General features: G+C 63.0%; 16 protein-coding genes. 2 read left to right on the top strand and 14 right to left on the bottom strand.

What is annotated here, in order from left to right; all coding sequences use genetic code 11:
* The first annotated feature begins 255 nt into the window (after window positions 1-255).
* On the top strand, window positions 256-1,131 hold the full coding sequence (locus LE416_RS11735; protein WP_225049099.1) for a hypothetical protein: 876 nt from the start codon (window positions 256-258) through the stop codon (window positions 1,129-1,131).
* Between the two features lie 82 nt (window positions 1,132-1,213).
* On the opposite strand, the gene LE416_RS11730 is transcribed toward LE416_RS11735, so the two are convergent.
* The 10 genes from LE416_RS11730 to LE416_RS11685 all read right to left on the bottom strand — a co-directional run bounded on the left by LE416_RS11730 (window position 1,214) and on the right by LE416_RS11685 (window position 11,600).
* A complete protein-coding gene (locus LE416_RS11730) occupies window positions 1,214-2,287 on the bottom strand; it encodes an ABC transporter substrate-binding protein (RefSeq protein ID WP_225049097.1) in 1,074 nt (357 codons plus the stop codon).
* A complete protein-coding gene (locus LE416_RS11725) occupies window positions 2,284-3,096 on the bottom strand; it encodes an ABC transporter permease (protein ID WP_225049201.1) in 813 nt (270 codons plus the stop codon). Before LE416_RS11725 ends, LE416_RS11730 begins: the two co-directional genes overlap by 4 nt.
* The gene (locus tag LE416_RS11720; protein ID WP_225049095.1) at window positions 3,093-3,908 is read right to left on the bottom strand and encodes an ABC transporter permease; all 816 of its coding nucleotides are present in this window, start codon (window positions 3,906-3,908) and stop codon (window positions 3,093-3,095) included. Before LE416_RS11720 ends, LE416_RS11725 begins: the two co-directional genes overlap by 4 nt.
* 11 nt (window positions 3,909-3,919) lie before the next feature.
* Complete coding sequence (locus LE416_RS11715; RefSeq protein WP_225049093.1) at window positions 3,920-5,011, bottom strand: ABC transporter ATP-binding protein; 1,092 nt, start codon at window positions 5,009-5,011, stop codon at window positions 3,920-3,922.
* Window positions 5,012-5,034: 23 nt separating this feature from the next.
* Window positions 5,035-5,574 (bottom strand): helix-turn-helix domain-containing protein, encoded by a 540-nt coding sequence (locus LE416_RS11710; RefSeq protein WP_225049090.1) that lies wholly within the window; start codon window positions 5,572-5,574, stop codon window positions 5,035-5,037.
* A 332-nt stretch (window positions 5,575-5,906) separates the two neighbouring features.
* The gene (gene murB, locus LE416_RS11705; RefSeq protein WP_241865057.1) at window positions 5,907-6,809 is read right to left on the bottom strand and encodes a UDP-N-acetylmuramate dehydrogenase; all 903 of its coding nucleotides are present in this window, start codon (window positions 6,807-6,809) and stop codon (window positions 5,907-5,909) included.
* A 2-nt stretch (window positions 6,810-6,811) separates the two neighbouring features.
* Window positions 6,812-7,351: a 3'-5' exonuclease gene (locus tag LE416_RS11700; protein WP_225049087.1), complete on the bottom strand. Its 540-nt coding sequence runs from the start codon at window positions 7,349-7,351 to the stop codon at window positions 6,812-6,814.
* Window positions 7,352-7,359: 8 nt separating this feature from the next.
* Entirely contained in the window at window positions 7,360-8,121 is a 762-nt protein-coding gene (locus LE416_RS11695; protein ID WP_225049084.1) for an exodeoxyribonuclease III, read from the bottom strand.
* Between the two features lie 950 nt (window positions 8,122-9,071).
* Window positions 9,072-10,163 carry a metallophosphoesterase family protein gene (locus LE416_RS11690; RefSeq protein WP_225049082.1) on the bottom strand — a complete coding sequence of 364 codons (1,092 nt, stop codon included), beginning with the start codon at window positions 10,161-10,163 and terminating at the stop codon, window positions 9,072-9,074.
* 132 nt (window positions 10,164-10,295) lie between these two features.
* Entirely contained in the window at window positions 10,296-11,600 is a 1,305-nt protein-coding gene (locus LE416_RS11685; protein ID WP_225049078.1) for a pyrimidine-nucleoside phosphorylase, read from the bottom strand.
* 73 nt (window positions 11,601-11,673) lie between these two features.
* Between LE416_RS11685 and add the strand changes: the two genes are divergently transcribed.
* Window positions 11,674-12,693 (top strand): adenosine deaminase, encoded by a 1,020-nt coding sequence (gene add / locus LE416_RS11680; protein ID WP_225049077.1) that lies wholly within the window; start codon window positions 11,674-11,676, stop codon window positions 12,691-12,693.
* Between the two features lie 350 nt (window positions 12,694-13,043).
* Here add and LE416_RS11675 read toward each other — a convergent pair whose 3' ends face one another.
* From LE416_RS11675 to LE416_RS11660, 4 genes are all read right to left on the bottom strand, one after another.
* On the bottom strand, window positions 13,044-14,489 hold the full coding sequence (locus LE416_RS11675; protein ID WP_225049076.1) for an APC family permease: 1,446 nt from the start codon (window positions 14,487-14,489) through the stop codon (window positions 13,044-13,046).
* A 170-nt stretch (window positions 14,490-14,659) separates the two neighbouring features.
* A complete protein-coding gene (locus LE416_RS11670) occupies window positions 14,660-15,304 on the bottom strand; it encodes a TetR/AcrR family transcriptional regulator (protein WP_225049075.1) in 645 nt (214 codons plus the stop codon).
* A 7-nt stretch (window positions 15,305-15,311) separates the two neighbouring features.
* Entirely contained in the window at window positions 15,312-16,931 is a 1,620-nt protein-coding gene (locus tag LE416_RS11665) for an ABC transporter permease (protein WP_225049073.1), read from the bottom strand.
* On the bottom strand, window positions 16,921-17,826 hold the full coding sequence (locus LE416_RS11660; protein WP_241865056.1) for an ABC transporter ATP-binding protein: 906 nt from the start codon (window positions 17,824-17,826) through the stop codon (window positions 16,921-16,923). The genes LE416_RS11665 and LE416_RS11660 overlap by 11 nt, the downstream gene beginning before the upstream one ends.
* Between the last annotated feature and the right edge of the window lie 171 nt (window positions 17,827-17,997).

Below are 17,997 nucleotides of genomic sequence, written 5' to 3'. Positions count from 1 at the left end.
CCAGAATACGGCTGTCGCCGGGATTTGCAAGGAGATTCGACCTCCCCCAGCTTCATTGCGCCGGGACCTGGAATTTCTTCCGCCCAAACGGCAACGTGACCGCTCGGCTTGCGCCTTCAAAAGTCTCACATAATAAACTTAATCAACTATAAATATATTTCTATAAACACATGAAGCGCATGATATACTCTAGGCAGTGGCCGCAAAAGAACACATTTTTGTGGCACGCCATCATCGTTTTTGGGGGAGAAAATCATGGCAAACGTTGCAACTGCATTGATGCTCGTTGGGTTTATTCTATTCATTATAGGAGTCGTTCAAGTCTTTAGGCGCCACTGGAAACACAATGGGAGCAAGCGAACCAAGTGGGTCTGGATCGCCGGCCTCATCATCATGTTTACCGGCGGCGGCTTGATGAGCACCACACCTGAATTCAAGGCAGAAGAGGCGCGGGAAGCCCTTCAGGCCAAAAAGGCGGCCGAAGATAAAAAAGCTGCCAATGACTCAAGGAAGGCTGTCGCGGCCAAGAAGGCCAAGGCCAAAAAGGCAGCCGAAGCCTCAAAGAAGGCCGTCGCGGCCAAGAAAGCCAAGGCCAAAAAGGCAGCCAAAGCCTCAAAGAAGGCCGTCGCGGCCAAGAAGGCCAAGGCCAAAAAGGCAGCCAAAGCCTCAAAGAAAGCCCTCGCGGCCAAGAAGGCCAGGGCCAAAAAGGCAGCCGAAGCCTCAAAGAAAGCCGTTGCGGCAAGGGAGTCAGCCAAAGCTAAAAAGGCGGCCGAAACCTCAAAGAAGGCCGTCGCCGCTAAGAAGGCAGCCGAAAGCTCCAGCGTCAAGGCAGCAGCGGCGCGAGCGTCCAGTACCAAAGTAGCCGCCGCCAAGCGCGCGGCAGCGGCCAGTGCCGCGAGCCGCAAGAAGGCAATTGCCGCCTCAAGCTCCCGGGCTGCTTCAAGTTCCAGGGCAGCGGTCGTCAACACCGATCCGCACGCAAACCCCAACGCGACGGTGTACTACACGGCGACGGGAACGAAATACCACTACTCGGATGGATGCCGCGGGTTGAGCCGCGCCGGCACCATCATGCATACCACCCAGGCCAACGCAAAGGCAAAGGGACTGACCCTCTGCGGTTGGGAATAAAATCCCGGGCCGAGATTGCCAAAAAGCGCCACCCACTCCGGCAACACTGCCGGCAGTGGGTGGCGCTTTGGCGTCCCATCAGCTATTTTCTGAACATCTTGAACTCGAGGAACAGGTCATTGTACAGCCCCACGGTTTTCGGCGCCAGGTCCTTGTAGACCTCGGAGCGGCGAATCACGTCCTGATCCGGGTAGAACTGCTTGTCGTTTTGGACCTTCTTCGGCAGGCGGCGCAGCGCCGCGTCGTTGGGCGTCGAGTAGCCGACGTAATCCGCGTTTTGGGCCGCGTTCTTCGGGTCGTTCATGAAGTTCAGGAAGGCGTAGACGGCCTTCAAGTGCTTGGCGGTCTTCGGGATCACGAAGTTATCGAACCAGAGGTTGGAGCCCTCGGTCGGCACCACGTAATGCAGGTGCGAGTTGTCCCACATCATGTCGGCGGCCTCACCGGACCAGTCGACGGCCAGCGGCGCCTCGCCCTCGGCCATGTACATCTTGATCTCGTCGGCAACCACCGCCTTGACGTTCGGCGACAGCGCGTCGAGCTTGGTCTTGGCCAGCTGCAGCGTCGTCGGGTTGGTGGTGTTCATCGACTTGCCCATCGAGACGAGGGAGAAGCCGAGGATGTCGCGCGCGGAGTCGATCAGCATGATGTCGCCGCGCCACTTCTTGTTCCAAAGGTCCTCCCAGTGCTCGACCTCGGAGCGCTTGACGTACTGGTCGTTGTAGATGATGCCGAGCGTCCCCCAGAAGTACGGCAGCGAGTACTTGTTGCCTGGGTCAAAGGAGCGGTTCATGTACAGACTGCCGAAGTTCTTCAGGCCGGTCAGCTTGCTTTTGTCCAGCGGAATCAGCATCTTGGCCTTGATCATCTTCTCGACCATGTACTCGGACGGCACGGTCAGATCGTAGGACGTGCCGCCCTGCTGGATCTTGGTGTACATCGCCTCGTTGGAGTCAAAGGTCTCCTGGTTGACGTGGTAGCCGGTCTGCTTCTCGAACTTCTTGATCAGGGCCGGGTCGATGTAATCGCCCCAGTTGGCGAAGTTCAGCGTGTTCTCACCGGTGGCGCCTTGCGTCTTCTTCAGGTTGGCCGACCACAGGGCCAGCCCGGCGACAACGGCGAGGATCGCCACGATCATGCTCATGAGTTTTTTCACAGCGTCTCGCCTCCCTTGTGCTTAGCCTTGCGCGTCTGGGCGCCCTGCTGGATGAAGTAGTAGCCGATCACCAAAAGCAGCGCGAAGATGAACATCACGCCGGACAGCGCGTTGATCTCCAGGCTGATGCCCTGGCGCGCGCGGGCGTAAATCTCGACGGCCAGCGTCTGGAAGCCGTTGCCGGTGACGAAGAACGTGACGGCGAAGTCATCCAGCGAGTAGGTGAAGGCCATGAAGAACCCGGACAGGATGCCCGGCGTGATGAACGGCATGATGATGTGCGTCAGCACCTGCGTCGTTGTGGAGCCAAGATCGCGCGCCGCGTCGAGCATCGACTGGCGCATTTCCTTGAGCTTGGGCAGCACCATCAGCACCACGATGGGAATCGAGAACGCGATGTGGCTCATTAAGACGGACAGGAAGCCCAACGGAATCTTCAGCGCAGTGAAAAAGATCAGGAAGCTCGCGCCGATGATGACGTCGGGCGACACCATCAGGATGTTGTTCATGCTCAGCACGGTGTTTTTGATCACCGGCCGGCTGGTGCGGTGGATCGCCAGCGCCCCCATCGTGCCGATGATCGTGGCGATCAGGCTGGACAGCAGCGCGAGCAGCAGCGTGTCGACCACGATCTGGATCATCCGCGTGTCGGCGAACAGGTCGAGGTAGTGCTGCCAGGTGAAGCCGTGGAAGTTACTCATGGAGTCGCCGGCGGAAAAGGAGTAGCCGACGAGGTAGAAAATCGGCACGTACAGCAGGATGAAGACGAAGATCAGGTAGAGGTTGGACCACTTCCATTTTTTCATCAGGCCCGGCCTCCCTTCCGCTTGCGTTCCCCGGTCAGGAACATGATCAGGAACATCGCGATGATCAGCACGACGCCGATGGTCGAGCCCATTCCCCAGTTCATGGTGACCAGGAAGTGCTCCTCAATCGCCGTGCCCAGCGTGATCACGCGGTTCCCGCCGATCAGGCGCGTCAGCATGAACAGGCTGAGGCTCGGGATGAACACTGCCTGGACGCCGGCCTTCACGCCGTTCATGGTCAGGGGCAGGATCACCCGCGTGAAGGTCTGCCAGCCCTTGGCCCCGAGGTCACGGGACGCGTTCACGTAGCCCTGGTCGAGCTCCTCGATGCCGTTGAAAATCGGCAGGATCATGAACGGAATCTCGATGTAGCTTGCGACCAGGATGAACGAGAAGTCGGTGAACAAAAACTGCTTGGGCGCGATGCCGAACATGCCGAGAAACCCGTTGACCCCGCCATCCTGGGAGAAGATGCCGATGAAGGCGTAGGCCTTGAGCAGCAGGTTGATCCAAGTGGGCAGGATGATCAAGAGCAGCCACAGCTGCTTGTGCTTGGCGTAGTGCAGCAGGTACGCGGTCGGATAAGAAATCAGAAGCGTCACCGCCGTGATGATGAACGCGTACACCACCGAGTTGATGGTCATCAGGATGTAGGTCCCGGACTGAAAGTACGTCGCGTAGTTGCCCAGCGTGAAGTGCCCGCTGATGTCAAAGAAGCTTTGGTAGATGATGAGCAGGACCGGCGCCACGACGAACAGGGCCAGCCACAACCCGTACGGCACGTAAAAGGCCGCGTTGGTGGTACTTTTCTTCAACTGACTCCCCCCTATTCACCTTCGTAGCTTTCAAGCCGCGCGTCGAAGTCCTCCTCGGATTCGTTCAGACGCATGACGTGGATGTCCTCGGGGTCGAAGGTCAGCCCCACCGTCTCGCCGTCCTTGGCCGGGTTGGTGGAGTGCACCAGCCACTCGTTTTGCGCCCCGTCGTAGGCCACGATTTCGTAGTAGTCGCCGCGGAACAGCTGGGTGTCAACCGTGACGGTGACCTTGCCCTTGTCCACCGCGGTCAAGTCGAGGTCTTCGGGCCGAAGCACGACCTCAACCTGCTCGTGCGGCCGCATCCCCGCGTCGGCGCACTCGAACTGCTTGCCGTTGAACTCCACCAGGTAGTCCTCAATCATGTAGCCGGACACGATGTTGCTTTCGCCGATGAAGTCGGCGACGAAGTGGTTGATCGGCTCGTCGTAGATGTCCACCGGGGTGCCGCTTTGCTGCACCTCACCGTCGTTCATGACGAAGATCTCGTCGGACAGCGCCAGCGCCTCCTCCTGGTCGTGGGTGACGAACAGGAAGGTGATGCCCAGGCGCTGCTGCAGCTCGCGCAGCTCGTACTGCATGTCCTTTCGCAGCTTGGCGTCAAGCGCCGACAGTGGCTCATCGAGCAGCAGCACGGAGGGCTCGAGCACGATGGCGCGGGCGATGGCGATGCGCTGCTGCTGCCCGCCGGACAGCTCCGAGATCTCGCGGTCGGCCAGGTCGTCCAGCCGCACCATGTGCAGCGCGTCCTTCACGCGGGTCTTGATCTCGGCCTTGGGCAGCTTTTGGATGCGCAGGCCGTACGCGACGTTTTCGAACACGTTCATGTGCGGGAACAGCGCGTAGTCCTGGAACACGGTGTTGACGCGGCGCTCGTTGGCCGGAATATCGTTGACGCGCTTGCCCTCGAACAGGACGTCGCCGGACGTCACGTCCAAAAAGCCGTTGATGGCGCGCAGAATGGTGGTCTTGCCGCTGCCGGAAGGCCCCAGCAGCGTGTAGAACTTCCCGCGCTCGATTTCGATGTTCACGTCCTTGAGCACGACGGTGTCGCCGTAAGTCTTGTTGACGTGCTTGAGTTCAATGATGGTGTTGTTGCTCAATCTCCCCACTCCTCTAACTGGATTTACAGGTACGACGCCGTGGCGACCAGCAGGATTTCGCTGGCGGTCTTGGCGGCGTTGACGATGCGGTGTTGCTTGGTCGCGTGAAAGTAGATGGTCTCGCCGCGCTTGGCGGTGTAGCGCCTGGTGCCCAACTCCAGCGTGACGCGCCCCTTGGTCACGTACACGAAGGTCTCGGCCGGCGACGGCTCGAAGGTCTTGAAGGTGCCACCCGGTTCGAAGCTGATGCGCACCGGCTCCATCTCGTTCTCGTTGCTCTCCGGCACCAGCCAGCGCAGGTTGAACCCGCGCTCGTCATCCTCGTACTCGACTTGGTCCTCTACGGTGTACACCAGCTGGTCCTCGTGATTCTCGGTGAAAAACTCGGCCGGTGTCTGCCCCAGCACGTTCAGGATGTCGAAGAATGTCTCCATCGAAGGCGAGCCCTGATCGTGCTCAAGCTGCGAGATGTACCCCTTCGTCAGGTCGGTACGCTCCCCCAGCTCCTCTTGTGTCAGGTTCTTTTGGATTCGCAGGTCGCGGATCCTCTGACCGATGTCCATGCGACACCTCCTTGTTTGGTAAAACTAAACTTTGAGTTTAATATTCTAGCCCATTATACCGACTGACCTCCAAAAAGCAACGCCGATTCGCAAAAAAAATGATGACAATTTAATGACAAGACAGCGGGGCGCACCTCGATCGCCGGTTTGACCCCACCTGCCGCGGCTGCGTTCGCCAATCCCAACCTGCGCGGCCGGGCGCAAAACAACCTCGACACGCGCAAAAAAGACGCCGGCTCCCACAGGAACCGACGTCCGGTCGTACCTATTCCGATGATTGTGTCAACAGCTCGGCCATCCGCGGTGTCCGCCGATCACTGGTACGACGCAGCCTACCGCGCCGCGCCGATGATGCGCACCTCGGGCTCGAGGTGCAGCCCGAACTGCTCGAAGATGTTGGCCTGAACGTAGTGGATCATGTTCAGGTAGTCCGTGGCCGTGGCGTGGTCGATGTTGACGATGAAGCCGGCGTGCTTCTTGGAAATCTGCGCCCCGCCGATGATGTGCCCCTGCAGGCCCGCCTGCTGGATCATCGGGCCGACGTAGTGGTCGGGCGGCCGCTTGAACACGGAGCCGCAAGACGGGTACTCCAGCGGCTGCTTGGCGGCGCGGCGCGCGTTCAGCTCGTCCATCGTCGTGCGAATGGCCACCGGGTCACCCTTTTTGAGGGCGAAGGTCGCACCGAGCACGATGTCGCCGTTCTCCTGCACCAGGCTGTGGCGGTAGCTGAAGGCCATGTCCGCGTTGGTGCGCGTGGCGATTTCGCCGGCTTGCGTCAGCACCGTGACCGCCTGCAGGACGTCTGCGACCTCGCCGCCGTACGCCCCGGCGTTCATGAACACGGCGCCGCCGATGGAACCGGGAATCCCGCAGGCGAACTCGAAGCCGGTCAGCCCGGCGCGGTAGGCCACCTCGGTGGTGTCGATCAGCCGGGCGCCGGCCTGCGCGGTGACGGCCTCGCCACTCACCGTCACCTCAGCCATCGCGGTCAAAATGATGGTGAGACCGCGGATGCCGCCGTCCTGCACGATCAGGTTCGACGCGTTGCCGATGACGGTCAGCGGCAGCGCCTGTGCGTTAGCCATCGCCACCAGCTGCTGGACCTGGGCCACGCTGGTCGGAAACGCCAGCAGGTCGGCCGGCCCGCCCGTTTTGGTGAAGGTGTAGCGGCTCAGCGGCTCGTTTTTCAGAATGCGGATGTCAGCGTCCAACTCATCAAGTCCTCTCTTGGTCATGCTCAGGCCGCCGTCAGCTTGCACAGCGGCGCGAGCGCCTGCGCCCCGAAGCGGTCGGCCTGCGCCAGCAGAATGCGCGCGCACGCGTAACTGTCGGCCAGCGCGTTGTGGTGATTGGTCAGCGGAATGCTCAAGGCAGCGCTGACCGTGTCCAGCTTGCGATCCGGCAGGTTCGGCATCAGGCGGCGTGAGGTCTGCGCGGTGTCGATCACCTGGTAGCGCGGCACGGCCAGGCCGTAGCGCTCGAGGCTGCGGCGCATCACCGACACGTCGAAGGGCGCGTTGTGCGCCACCACCAGCTGATTGGGGGTGAAAAACTGCTGAATGTGCGGCCACACCGCGGCAAAATTCGGCTGGCCCACCACCGCGCTCGGGCGGATGTGGTGAATCTGCACGTTCATCGGCTCGAAGTCGGCCTCGGGGTCGATCAGCGTGTAGAAGCTGTCGGTGATCCGGCTGTTGCGCACCACCACCAGCGCCAGCGAGCAGGCGCTGGCACGCTGGCGGTTCGCCGTCTCAAAATCCATCGCGATAAAATCCATGGGTCCTCCTATAACAGGTCTTCGGTCACAAGCTCGACCGGGCAGTGGTCGCTGCCCAGAATCTCCGTGTGGATGCTGGCGTCCTTGACGAACGGCACGAACTGCGAGCTGGCGACGAAGTAGTCGATGCGCCACCCCGCGTTGCGGCTGCGGGCGTTGAAGCGGTAGCTCCACCAGGAGAACGCATCGGTGGCGTCCGGGTAGAGGTGGCGGAAGGTGTCGGTGAAGCCGGCGTCCAGCTGCGCGGTGAAGTCCGTGCGCTCCTCGTCCGTGAACCCGGCGTTGTGGTGGTTCGAGCTCGGGTTTTTCAGGTCGATCTCGTGGTGCGCGACGTTCAGGTCGCCGCAGTACACCAGCGGCTTTTTGGCCGCCAGGGCCTGGGTGTAGGCCAAAAACGCCTTGTCCCAGGCCTGGCGGAAGTCCAGCCGCTTCAGCTCGCTGCCGGAGTTTGGAGTGTACACCGTGATTAAATAGAAGTTCGGGTACTCCAGCGTGATCACGCGGCCCTCGGTGTCGAACTCGGGCTCGCCGATGCCGTAAGTGACGGCCAGCGGCTCGTGCTTGGTGAAGATGGCCGTGCCCGAGTACCCCTTGCGCTCGGCGTAGTTGAAGTACTGGTGGTAGCCGGGCAGATCCAGCTCGACCTGGCCTTCCTGCATCTTGGTCTCCTGCAGGCAGAACCAATCGGCATCAAGCGCCGCGAAGGTCGCCTCAAAGTCCTTTTTCAGCACCGCGCGCAGGCCGTTGACGTTCCACGAAATGAATTTCATTGTGTTCCCTCCATCGATTCCCTATCACGCCCATTGTACCTGCATTCCCGGTTGCGGGCAATTGCCCCTGGCAGCACGCGTTCGGTCGCCCTGCCTCACCTTGGATTCGGCGGGCGGTGCGGTCCGCCAAGTGCGCCTGACTCCGCCCTGGGTATCGTCGGGTTCCGAAGCGCAACGGCCACTCGTCCAGCTAAACCCACTGCTCGGGCCAAAGTGCGGCCCAAGCAGTGGGCTTACGGTGGCCGGTGGCCTAAGTGCGCGCTTCTACACCCTGGATCGTCGGGCTGCGTCAGGCAACGCGGCCTCGCACAGCGTAAGGACGGTCACTGGGCCAAAGTTCGGCCCAATGCCCATCCTTACGCTGTGCGGTCCGCTAAGTACGCCCGACTTCGCCCTGGACACAAAAATAGACGCTAGCGTGTGACTGCACGCTAGCGTCCTAGGTCAGGTGGTTCTCAGCCTGTGGCTGACAATTGGTTGTAACTTTGACGATGGTTCACCTCATACTGTTCCTGGTATTCACTTGTACGCTTAGACTGCGGTATTGCATGGTGCGGCCTAATTACTTGGCGTTGTTTGGTGTTATGCTAACTTCCCGTGTGCACCTTTAACTCGCAGTGGTCACGCTTGGTTCGTTGAGTCTTGTTATTAGACTCACACCTCCAGTTGCTTGTTGTGGTTCACTCAGTAGATCCGTGTTTCTTTGTATCCGAGCTCGTTGCGTCATCCTGTGTTGAACGACTCTGTGGAACTGTGGATGCCGGCAAAACTTGGTTGACTGGCTGAGTTTTCCTTCCCTGACCTTGACTAAAGTATAGCATGCACCTCGAATATTTGCAAGCGCTTTCCGTTATTTTTTCTAGTTGACCTGCGCCACCATGGAGAGATTGGTACACGCCGCCAACCGCATGCAAAAAGACGCGCCAGACCGGCGCGTCTCCTTATGCTGATCAGTAACCGAACACGCGCGCCGCGCTTGCGGCGCCGTACCCGTACACGCCCAGGCGCCGGTGAACGGCGTCGATCGACACCACGTAGCCGGCGTACTCGCTCGGGGTGTTGATCGTGCGGTTCCACTTGCGGTTGTAGCGCGTGGTCAGGCCGTGGTTGCGCCCCATCAAGGCCGCGGTGTTCAGCAGGCAGTAGTGAATGCCGTTGACCGCAAAATCCTCCTCGGTGTGCCAGTGCCCCGACAGGCTCGCGATGATGGTGCCTTGCGTGCCGGTGAAGTCGAACTGCGCCTGTCCGCCGAAGTCGGGGTGGCTGCCGAAGGTGACCTGGCCGGCCAGCTTATCGTTGAACGCCCGCAGCACCTCGTGGACCTGCCGGCCGTTGAAGCGCAGGCCCGGCTTGCCGCTTCGGGTCATCACCGGCGCGTGGCTCATGATCAAGACGTCGCGCGAGCCCGCGGATTGCAGCGCATCGATCAGCTCCTGAACCTGCGCGGCGGTCACCGCCAGGGTCTTTTTCATGTCGTAGTTCTTGCGGCCGCCGACCCAGCGCACCGGCACGTCCGAGGTGTTCAGCGTGATCACGCGGATGTTGGCCCAGTCGAACACGGACAGGCCGTGGCGCGTGACCAGCGGCGCGCCGACCTGCGCCTTCATCTTGCGGAACACGTACTCGTTGAACACCCAGGGATGGAGGCTGCCGGCGAAGCGCCGGTTGCGCTCGGCGTACTTGTCGTTGTCGTCGTGGTTGCCCTTGGTGATGACGTACGGCAGCGGCGACGCCTCGTAGTCGCTCACGATATTGCGCAGGCGCCACTGGGTCAAAAAGGACGGCTCGGAGCCGTCGACCAGATCGCCCAGGTGGACGCGCCAGTCGATCGGCAGCTCCCCGGCCAGCCAGTGCTGCTCCAGCACGTGCCAGTAACCGTTGGGCCCGTAGAAGCTGCGGGACAGCTTGGTGCGGTCGTGGGTGTCGGTCACCACCGCCAGGTTCAGGCTGGCGCCGGTGATGCGCGGCCGCACCCAGTCGGCGAACTGGGTCAGGTCCTGCTTGGCGAAACGGCGGATGGTGATGTTCTCGTGGTGTCGCATGTGCTCACTCCTTCGTGGCTTTTGCCACCATCATACACGACTGGCGGCCAAATGTATCGGCAGGAAGTCTGATTTCGGCGTCGCAACCGGGCTCGCAACCGGGCGCGTGCGGCTCGGCCCGCACTTGGCGCGCTAGTCCTTGATCACGGCCTGCACCAGCGGCACCTTGGCCGGCGCGGCGTCACCGATGCTGTAGGCGTCGGCCACGGCTTCAGCCACCGCGGCGACGTCTTTTTGGTCGGCGTGGATGGTGGCCAGCGTGTCGCCGACCGACACCGGCGTGCCGACCTTCTTGTGCAGCACCAGACCGACGGCGAGGTCGAGCTTGGAGTCGAGCGTCTGGCGCCCGCCGCCGAGCTGCATCACCGCGGTGCCCAGCGCGTTGGCGTCGATGGCGGTCACGACGCCGGCGGTCGAAGCCACAACCGGCACGCGGTACTTGGCCTGCGGCAGCCGCCGCGGGTCGTCGACCACGGCCGCGTCGCCGCCCTGGGCTTGGATCAGCTGCTTGAACGCCCGCAGCGCGCGGCCGTCCTTGAGCGCGTCCTCGCACATTCCCGTGGCGACCTCGAGGCTCTCCGCCCGCTTGCCCAGCACCAGCATGTGGGCGGCCAGGGTCACGGTCAGCGTCCGCACGTCCTTGGGCCCGCGGTTTTTCAGCACCGCAATCGCCTCGGCGACCTCCAGGCTGTTGCCGATAGTGACACCCAGAGGCTGGCTCATGTCGGTCAAAAGCGCGACGGCGTCAACCCCGGCCTGGTGGCTGATGGCCACCAGCGCGTGCGCGAGCTTGGTCGCGTCCGCTGTCGTTTTCATGAAGGCCCCGTTGCCCACCTTGACGTCGAACACCAGCGCATCGGTGCCGCTGGCCAGCTTCTTGCTCATGATGGAGCTTGCAATCAGCGGAATCGACTCGACCGTGCCGGTGACGTCGCGCAGCGCGTACAGGCGCCGGTCGGCCGGCGCGAGGTCCTTGGAGCTGGCCACGATGGCCTGGCGAATCGCTGCGACCTGGGCCTTGAATTCAGACTCGGTCTCGGCAACGTTGAAGCCCGGGATGCTTTCGAGCTTGTCCAGCGTGCCGCCGGTGTGGCCGAGCCCGCGCCCGGAGATCATCGGCACCGGCACGCCGAGGCAGGCCACCAGGGGCGCCAGCGGCAGCGAAATCTTGTCCCCCACCCCGCCGGTCGAGTGCTTGTCCACCTTGACGCCCGGGATCTCGCTGAGGTCCAGCCGGTCGCCCGAGTGCAGCATCGCCATGGCCAGGGCCGCCTGCTCGGGGTCGGTCATGCCGCGAAAGTACGTCGCCATCAAAAACGCGCTCATCTGGTAGTCCGGCACCTCACCGTCCAGGTACGCCTGGATCATCCAGGTGAGCTCCGCCTCGGTCAGCTCGCCGCCGCTGCGTTTTTTCGTAATCAGGTCAACCATTCGCATGCTGTCCCACTCCCTTAACGTGTTAAGATACTTATAGTATAGCGTATTCAGACCCGAGTTTCAGGAGGAAGCCATGGACAAAACAATCCTGCACCAGCTTGGTAAGGTCGAGCTGCACTGCCACCTCGACGGTTCCCTGTCGCTACCCGTCATCCGCAGGCTTGCGGGCTGGGCGAACGTGCCGCTGCCGGCGACCGACGCCGCGCTGCGCAACCTGGTCACCGCGCCGCCGAGCGCCCGCGACCTGATGGACTACCTGAAGACGTTCGACGTGATTCGCCCGCTGTTGCAGACCGAAGCCGCGCTGCGGCTGGCCGCGCACGACGTGGTCGCCCAGGCCGCCGCGGAGAACGTGCGCTACATCGAGGTGCGCTTCGCCCCCGAGCTGTCGATGGACGAAGGTCTGACCGCCACCGAGACGATTGAGGCCGTCACCGCGGGGCTGGCGGATGCCTGCGCCGAGTTCGACATCCAGGCCACGGCGCTGGTCTGCGGCATGCGCCAGAGCCCGGCCGCCATCACCCAGGAGGTGTTCGCGGCCACCGCGCCGCTGCTCGGCCGCGGCGTTGGCGGTGCGGACTTTGCCGGCAACGAGGCGGACTTCCCGCCCGCGGTGGTGGAAGACTCGATTCGCTTCGCCCAGGAACACCGCATCCCGCTGACCTTCCACGCCGGGGAGTGCCACTGCGCCGCCAACATCGCCTACGCGCTGGATCTGGGCATCCGCCGCATCGGCCACGCCACGGCGCTGGCGGGCGACGACGAATTGGCCTTACGCTTCGCCCAAAGCGGCGCGGTCGCCGAGATGTGCCTGACGTCGAACCTGCAGACGCGCGCCGCCACCAGCCTGCGCGAGTTCCCCTACCGCACGCTGCGCAAGGCCAACGCCAAGATCACCATCAACACCGACAACCGCACCGTCTCCGACACCACGCTGACGCGCGAGTACGACCTGTTCGGCCAGCTGTTCGGCGTCACCTACCGCGACCTGCTGGCGTTCAACCAAAATGCGGCGGCCGCAGCGTTCGCCCCTGAGGCCGACCGCGTCGCGCTGAGCGAGCGCCTGGCCCGCGAGTACGCGCCCTATCTCTGACCACCGACCGCAACCAAACGCAAAGAACCCCGAGGCCAACCTTGGCCTCGGGGTTCTTGCGTCTATCAGTCATTTCGTCAGCAAACACTCTACCCAGCATTCACTCAGAACATGCGTGCAATTATTCGAACAGCGGGTCAGCCGCTGTGTAGGGCGGAGGCACGAACAGGCCACTGCCGGAGGCGGAGGGCCGGGCGAGCCAGCGTGAAATTGCAGTTAGCCGGCGGGTTGGGCCGGCTTACTGCAAGGGCGGGTCCTGAGACCGCATTTTGGGCTCAGGGGAGCCCCACGCGTTCCGCCGCCCGGCCCGGAGCCGGAGGTAGCGGCCTGCTCGTGCCGGAGCCCGGCCCCTACCCCTGCTTCGCCGCGCCGCGGTGACGACGGGCGATGGCGGGCAAAATCAGGCCGAGCGCCAGCAGGATCACCGGCGTCACGATGTTCAAAGACAGCTGGAACCACCAGCTGCTCGGGTCCTTGGCGTAGGCGACCTTGGGCACCATGCCCAGGATGCAGGCGAAGGCCGTGAACAGCAGGCACCACGCGCCGATCGCCATGCCCAGCACCTTGCTTTTGACGAAGCGGTAGGCGGACGGGAACTTGGCCAGCTGCTGGTTCAGCAGGATGTAGGCCAGGAACACCCAGAGGTAGCGCATCGGCATCACCACCGCGTTCAGGTTCAGCATCCAGTTGTAGAGCACGTTCATGTTCTTGATGCCAAGCGTCGGCACCATGATTAACAGCCCGACCAGAATCCCGGTCATCATGTAGCCACGCGTCGGCGTGCCGCGGCCGTCGAGCTTGGCCAGCCCGGCCGGCACGAACTCCGGATCCGCGTCACCCAGCAGGATGCGCAGCGGTGCGTCGATGGAAAAGGCCAAAGCGGAGATCTGCGCCATCGCCTGGGCGAGCGCGTACAGCACGACGAACACGTTGCCGACGTGGTAGTAGCCGCCAAGCTTGGCGAAGGCCATGTACGCGCCGTTGGCCATCAGGTCCTTGGGCAGGTGATTTGCGTCGAACAACAGCGCCATGGCGAAGGAGCCGAGCAGCGCGCAGACGGCGACCATCAGGGCCAGGACCAGCATGCCGCGCGGGAACTCCTTGGCCGCGTTTTTGGTGCGGTTGACGTACGGCGAGATCTTCTCCGCGCCGCCGACGGCAAAGACCAGCATCGAAATCGAGGCGAAGTAGCCGAGGTCGAAGTTCGGCAGGTAGGTCTTCAGCCGGTCCAGGCGCGCCGTGGCAACCGGCGCGTGGGCCATGAACGGCGCCGACACCGCCAGCAGGATGAACAGCAAAGACATCACGAACATCGCGGTGCCGGCCACCGAGCCGATGCGGTTCAGCGTGGTCAACCCACGCGACGCCAGCCACAGGAACACTAGGAAAATCACCAGCGCGATCAACGACACGATGCGCGAGTCGACCTCGTTGACGAACTTGCCGTTGCCCTGAAACAGCCAGCTCAACGACACCAGGATGCCGCTGGGCTTTTGGGCCAGGTATGGCACGTGCACCACCCAGTAGGTCCAGGCGGCGTAGTAGGCCAGCCGCTTGGTGCTGGTGTTGCGGATCCAGCTGGCCACCCCGCCGGCCTCGTCCTTGAAGGCCGACCCGAGCTGGCCCACGATCAGCGCGTAAGGCACGAAGTACAGGGCCATGATCAAAACCCAGCTGGTGATCACCGACGGGCCCTGAAGCGCGTAGTTGTTAACCACGTTCCCCAGGCCCCACACCGCGACGAAGGCGATCAAGGCGACGTTGTACCAGCGCAGTTGCTTGTTATCTTCAGACATTTTACCCCCAACTTTCCCTCTATATTCCGGTCTCCAAATGGTAGACGCCTCAAGGGTACCAGCCCGGGCCCGACGTCTCGGTGAAGCGCCGGCTATTTTTCGGTAAGAGTTCTGTGTGTCGCGACACACAAAAGGCAGCGGCCGATGGCCACTGCCTGAGAGTTCGATTATCATTCGGTGGCCGGGCCGGCCAGAAAGCCGTGCTCCAGCACATCGAGGATGTCCAGCGTGTCGTCCACCAGCCACTCCAGGTCCGCCACGGTAGCGTCCGGGTGCTGGCGCATGAACGCCTTGGCCTTGTTCGAGATCAGGTCGCTCATCATCACCACCAGGTTCTGCACCGTGGCGACCTTGACCCCCTCCCGCAGCCTCATCCGGGCGAACACCGGCCCGGTCAGCTGCGGGATGGCGCCTTGGATCTCGTCTTGCCAAAGCGCCATCAGCTGCGGCCGCAGTTCCTCGGGCAGCTGGCTGCCGTCGGAGTAGGCGGCCAAGCTGAGGGTGAACTCGTCGGGGTACTCGACTTGCAGCTTCAGCTTGTAGCGCATCGCCCGCCGCACCATGGTTCGAAGGTCCGGGGACTCCTGCCACACGGTCCAGTCGGCGATGCCGTTTATCCGCTGCAGCGTCCAGCGCACCGCCGCCACGTACAGGTTGGCCTTGCTCTGGAAGTAGTGGAAAACCAGCCCCTTGGAGACCCCCGCCTCCTTGGCGATCACGTCGGTCTTGGCGTCGCGAAAGCCCGCCTGCGCGAACTCGTGCATCGCCGCGGTCAGGATGCGCGCTTCCTTGGCCGCGTCTCTTGCCGCACCCACGGCGCCCTCAGTTGGCCAGCAGGTCGCGCCGCTTGTAGCCGACGTAACCTGCGACCATCAAGGCGAGGCCAAGCACGTTCATCCAGGCGAAGGTGCCCCAGTCGATGGCCGACGCCGGCACGTGGTTGACCCAGCCGTACGGGGTGATCTTGGTCGCCCACTCCGGCAGCCCGATCATGTTCCCGAGGTAAAGGGACATCACGCCGTAGATCGGAATCGCCCAAGTCCAGGCCTGAAGCCGCGGCAGCACCGCAACCACCAGCGCCACGACGCCGAGCGTCACCAGCAGGGCCGGCCAGTAGCCGACGAACGCGCGCAGGTAGCGGGCAATCGAGATCGGCGTCGTGGTCAGGCTGGCCGAGCCGGCGACCGCCATGCCGAGGATGCCCAGCACAAGCGCCGCGGACCCCGCCAGCACCGCGTGAACCAGGAAGCTCACGTACAGGCGCAGGCGCGACACGGGCTTGGCGTGCACCAGCTCGAGGTAGCCGCCGCGCTCGTCGCCGTTGAGCTTCAGCAGCGTGATCACCGCCGGAATCGTCGCGACCACGGCGAAAATGATGCTCAGCTTGTTGGCAAAGGTCAACACCATGGTGCGCCCGGCCGCGTGCAGCGCGCCGCTGCCCATCAGCTGCCCGATTGCCGGGTTGGTCTTGACCAGGTCGCCGATGGTGCCGAAGATCGAGCCGTAGCTGGCGCCGAGCAGGAACAAGGACACCAGCCAGATGATGGTGCTGGTGCGCTCAAGCCGCGCCAGCAGGGTCAGCGGCCCGGCCAGGAAGCGCGAGGCGCGGGCGCGCCCGGCCCGCGGCTGAATCAGCCCGGCGCCGGTGTCGCGCGCGGCGGAAAGCGCCACCGCAACGACCAGCACCACCGCACTCAGGCCGAGCATCAAAAGCAGCGGCCACCAGGTGTTCTTGGTGTACAGGTCGAGTTTTTCAATCCAGCCAAAAATCGTCCACCACGTGAGGTCCGGGTCCTGGACGTCGGTGCCCATGCGCACCACGTACAGGCCGCCGAGCAGGACGTAGCTGAGGATCGTCGCGCTGCGCCCGGAGCTTGCGACCTGGGCGATCAACAGCGAGAAGCAGCCGAACATGAAGCCGAAGACCGCCAGTCCCAGCCCGAACAGCCAGTTGCCTTCCGCTGAGCCCCCGGTCATGTTGGCGGCCTGCAGCCCCAGCGCCTCCAGGACGCCGGCGACGAGGTTGATCGCCGCCAGCTCCAGAATCGCCGCGGCCAGCGGGCTTTGGCGCCCGACCGCGTGGGCCAGGACGAACTCGGTGCGCCCGGCGTCCTCCTCGACGCGGGTGGCGTGCACGGCGAAGTACACGTTCATCATCGCCGAAAACAGCCCCATGAAGACCATCATCATCGCGCCGTAGATCACGGCCACGGTGTAGGGCGGCTTGGGCGTGAAGGGCCCGAACATGCTGACCATCGCCGGCGTGCTCAGGGTCTCGGAGATCGAGGCCATCGCCTTTTGGGTCGAGTACAGGCCGTCGAACTTGGCGGCTGCGGCGGTCATCAGCCCACCCAGGCCGAGCAGCCAAAACACAATTTTTAGCCAGTCGCGGCGCAGGTTCAGCGCCAGCACGAGGCCCACGGACTTGAACTTATTGGCCATCGTGCTCACCGCCTTGGTTGTAGTAGCGCAGGAACAGGTCCTCGAGTGTCGGCGGCGTGCTCTGCAGCGCCACGATGCCAAGCCCGGTCAGCGTGGTCATCACGGCCCCGAGGTTCTCGGAGTCGACGGCAAACGTTGCGGTGTGGTCGCCTTCCGCCTTGAACTGGTGCACGTCCGGACGCTTGCCGATGATAGCGAGCGGCGCGGTCGTGGTGACGCGCACGGTGCTGCGCGACAGCTGGCGCATCGCGTCCAGGGTGCCGGTTTCGATGATGCGGCCCTCGCGGATGATCGCGATGCGGTCGCACATGCGCTCGACCTCGCTCAGGATGTGCGAGGACAGCAGCACGCTTTTGCCCGCCTGCTTCAGCGCCAGCACCTGGGTCTGGAAGACCTCCTCCATCAGCGGGTCAAGGCCGGAGGTCGGCTCGTCGAACACGTAAAGCGCCGCGTCGCTCGAGAAGGCGGCGATCAGCGCGACCTTCTGGCGGTTCCCCTTGGAGTACGTCCGGCACTTCTTGGTCGCGTCGAGCTCGAACAGCTTGATCAACTCGTCGGTGCGGGCGCTGTGTTGCTCCCCGTTCAGCTTCAGGAACAGGTCGATCACCTCGCCGCCGGTCAGGTTCGGCCACAGGTAGACGTCCCCAGGCACGTACGCGAGGCGCTTGTGAATCGCCACGGCGTCCTTCCAGACGTCCTGGCCAAAAATGGTCGCGGACCCGCCGCTGGCCTTCAGGATGCCTAGGAGCGTGCGGATGGTGGTCGACTTCCCCGCGCCGTTGGGGCCAATGAAGCCGAACACCTCGCCCGCGTTGACGGTCAGGCTGATGTCCTTGAGGGCCTCGAACTTCCCGAACCGCTTTTGCAAATGATTGATTGCCACTACTTCGGTCATGATTTCTTCCTCCCGTGAGGTCTTGCCTCTTCTGGATTGCTATCGAGGTGAGTATAGTCGGTCGTTGACTGGCGAGTCAACGATTATTGAGTCAATGGTGACCCGCTGCAACCCCGCGCGGGCGTAGGGACAAAAAAAGCGTTGACCGTTGAGTCAACGCAATTGGGACGT

Origin of the sequence: Lacticaseibacillus kribbianus (assembly GCF_020180945.1) — a bacterium.
Classification (GTDB): Bacteria; Bacillota; Bacilli; order Lactobacillales; family Lactobacillaceae; genus Lacticaseibacillus; species Lacticaseibacillus kribbianus.
Note: the sequence above shows the minus strand (reverse complement) of the source record. Positions and strands in the feature narration are given on the sequence as shown.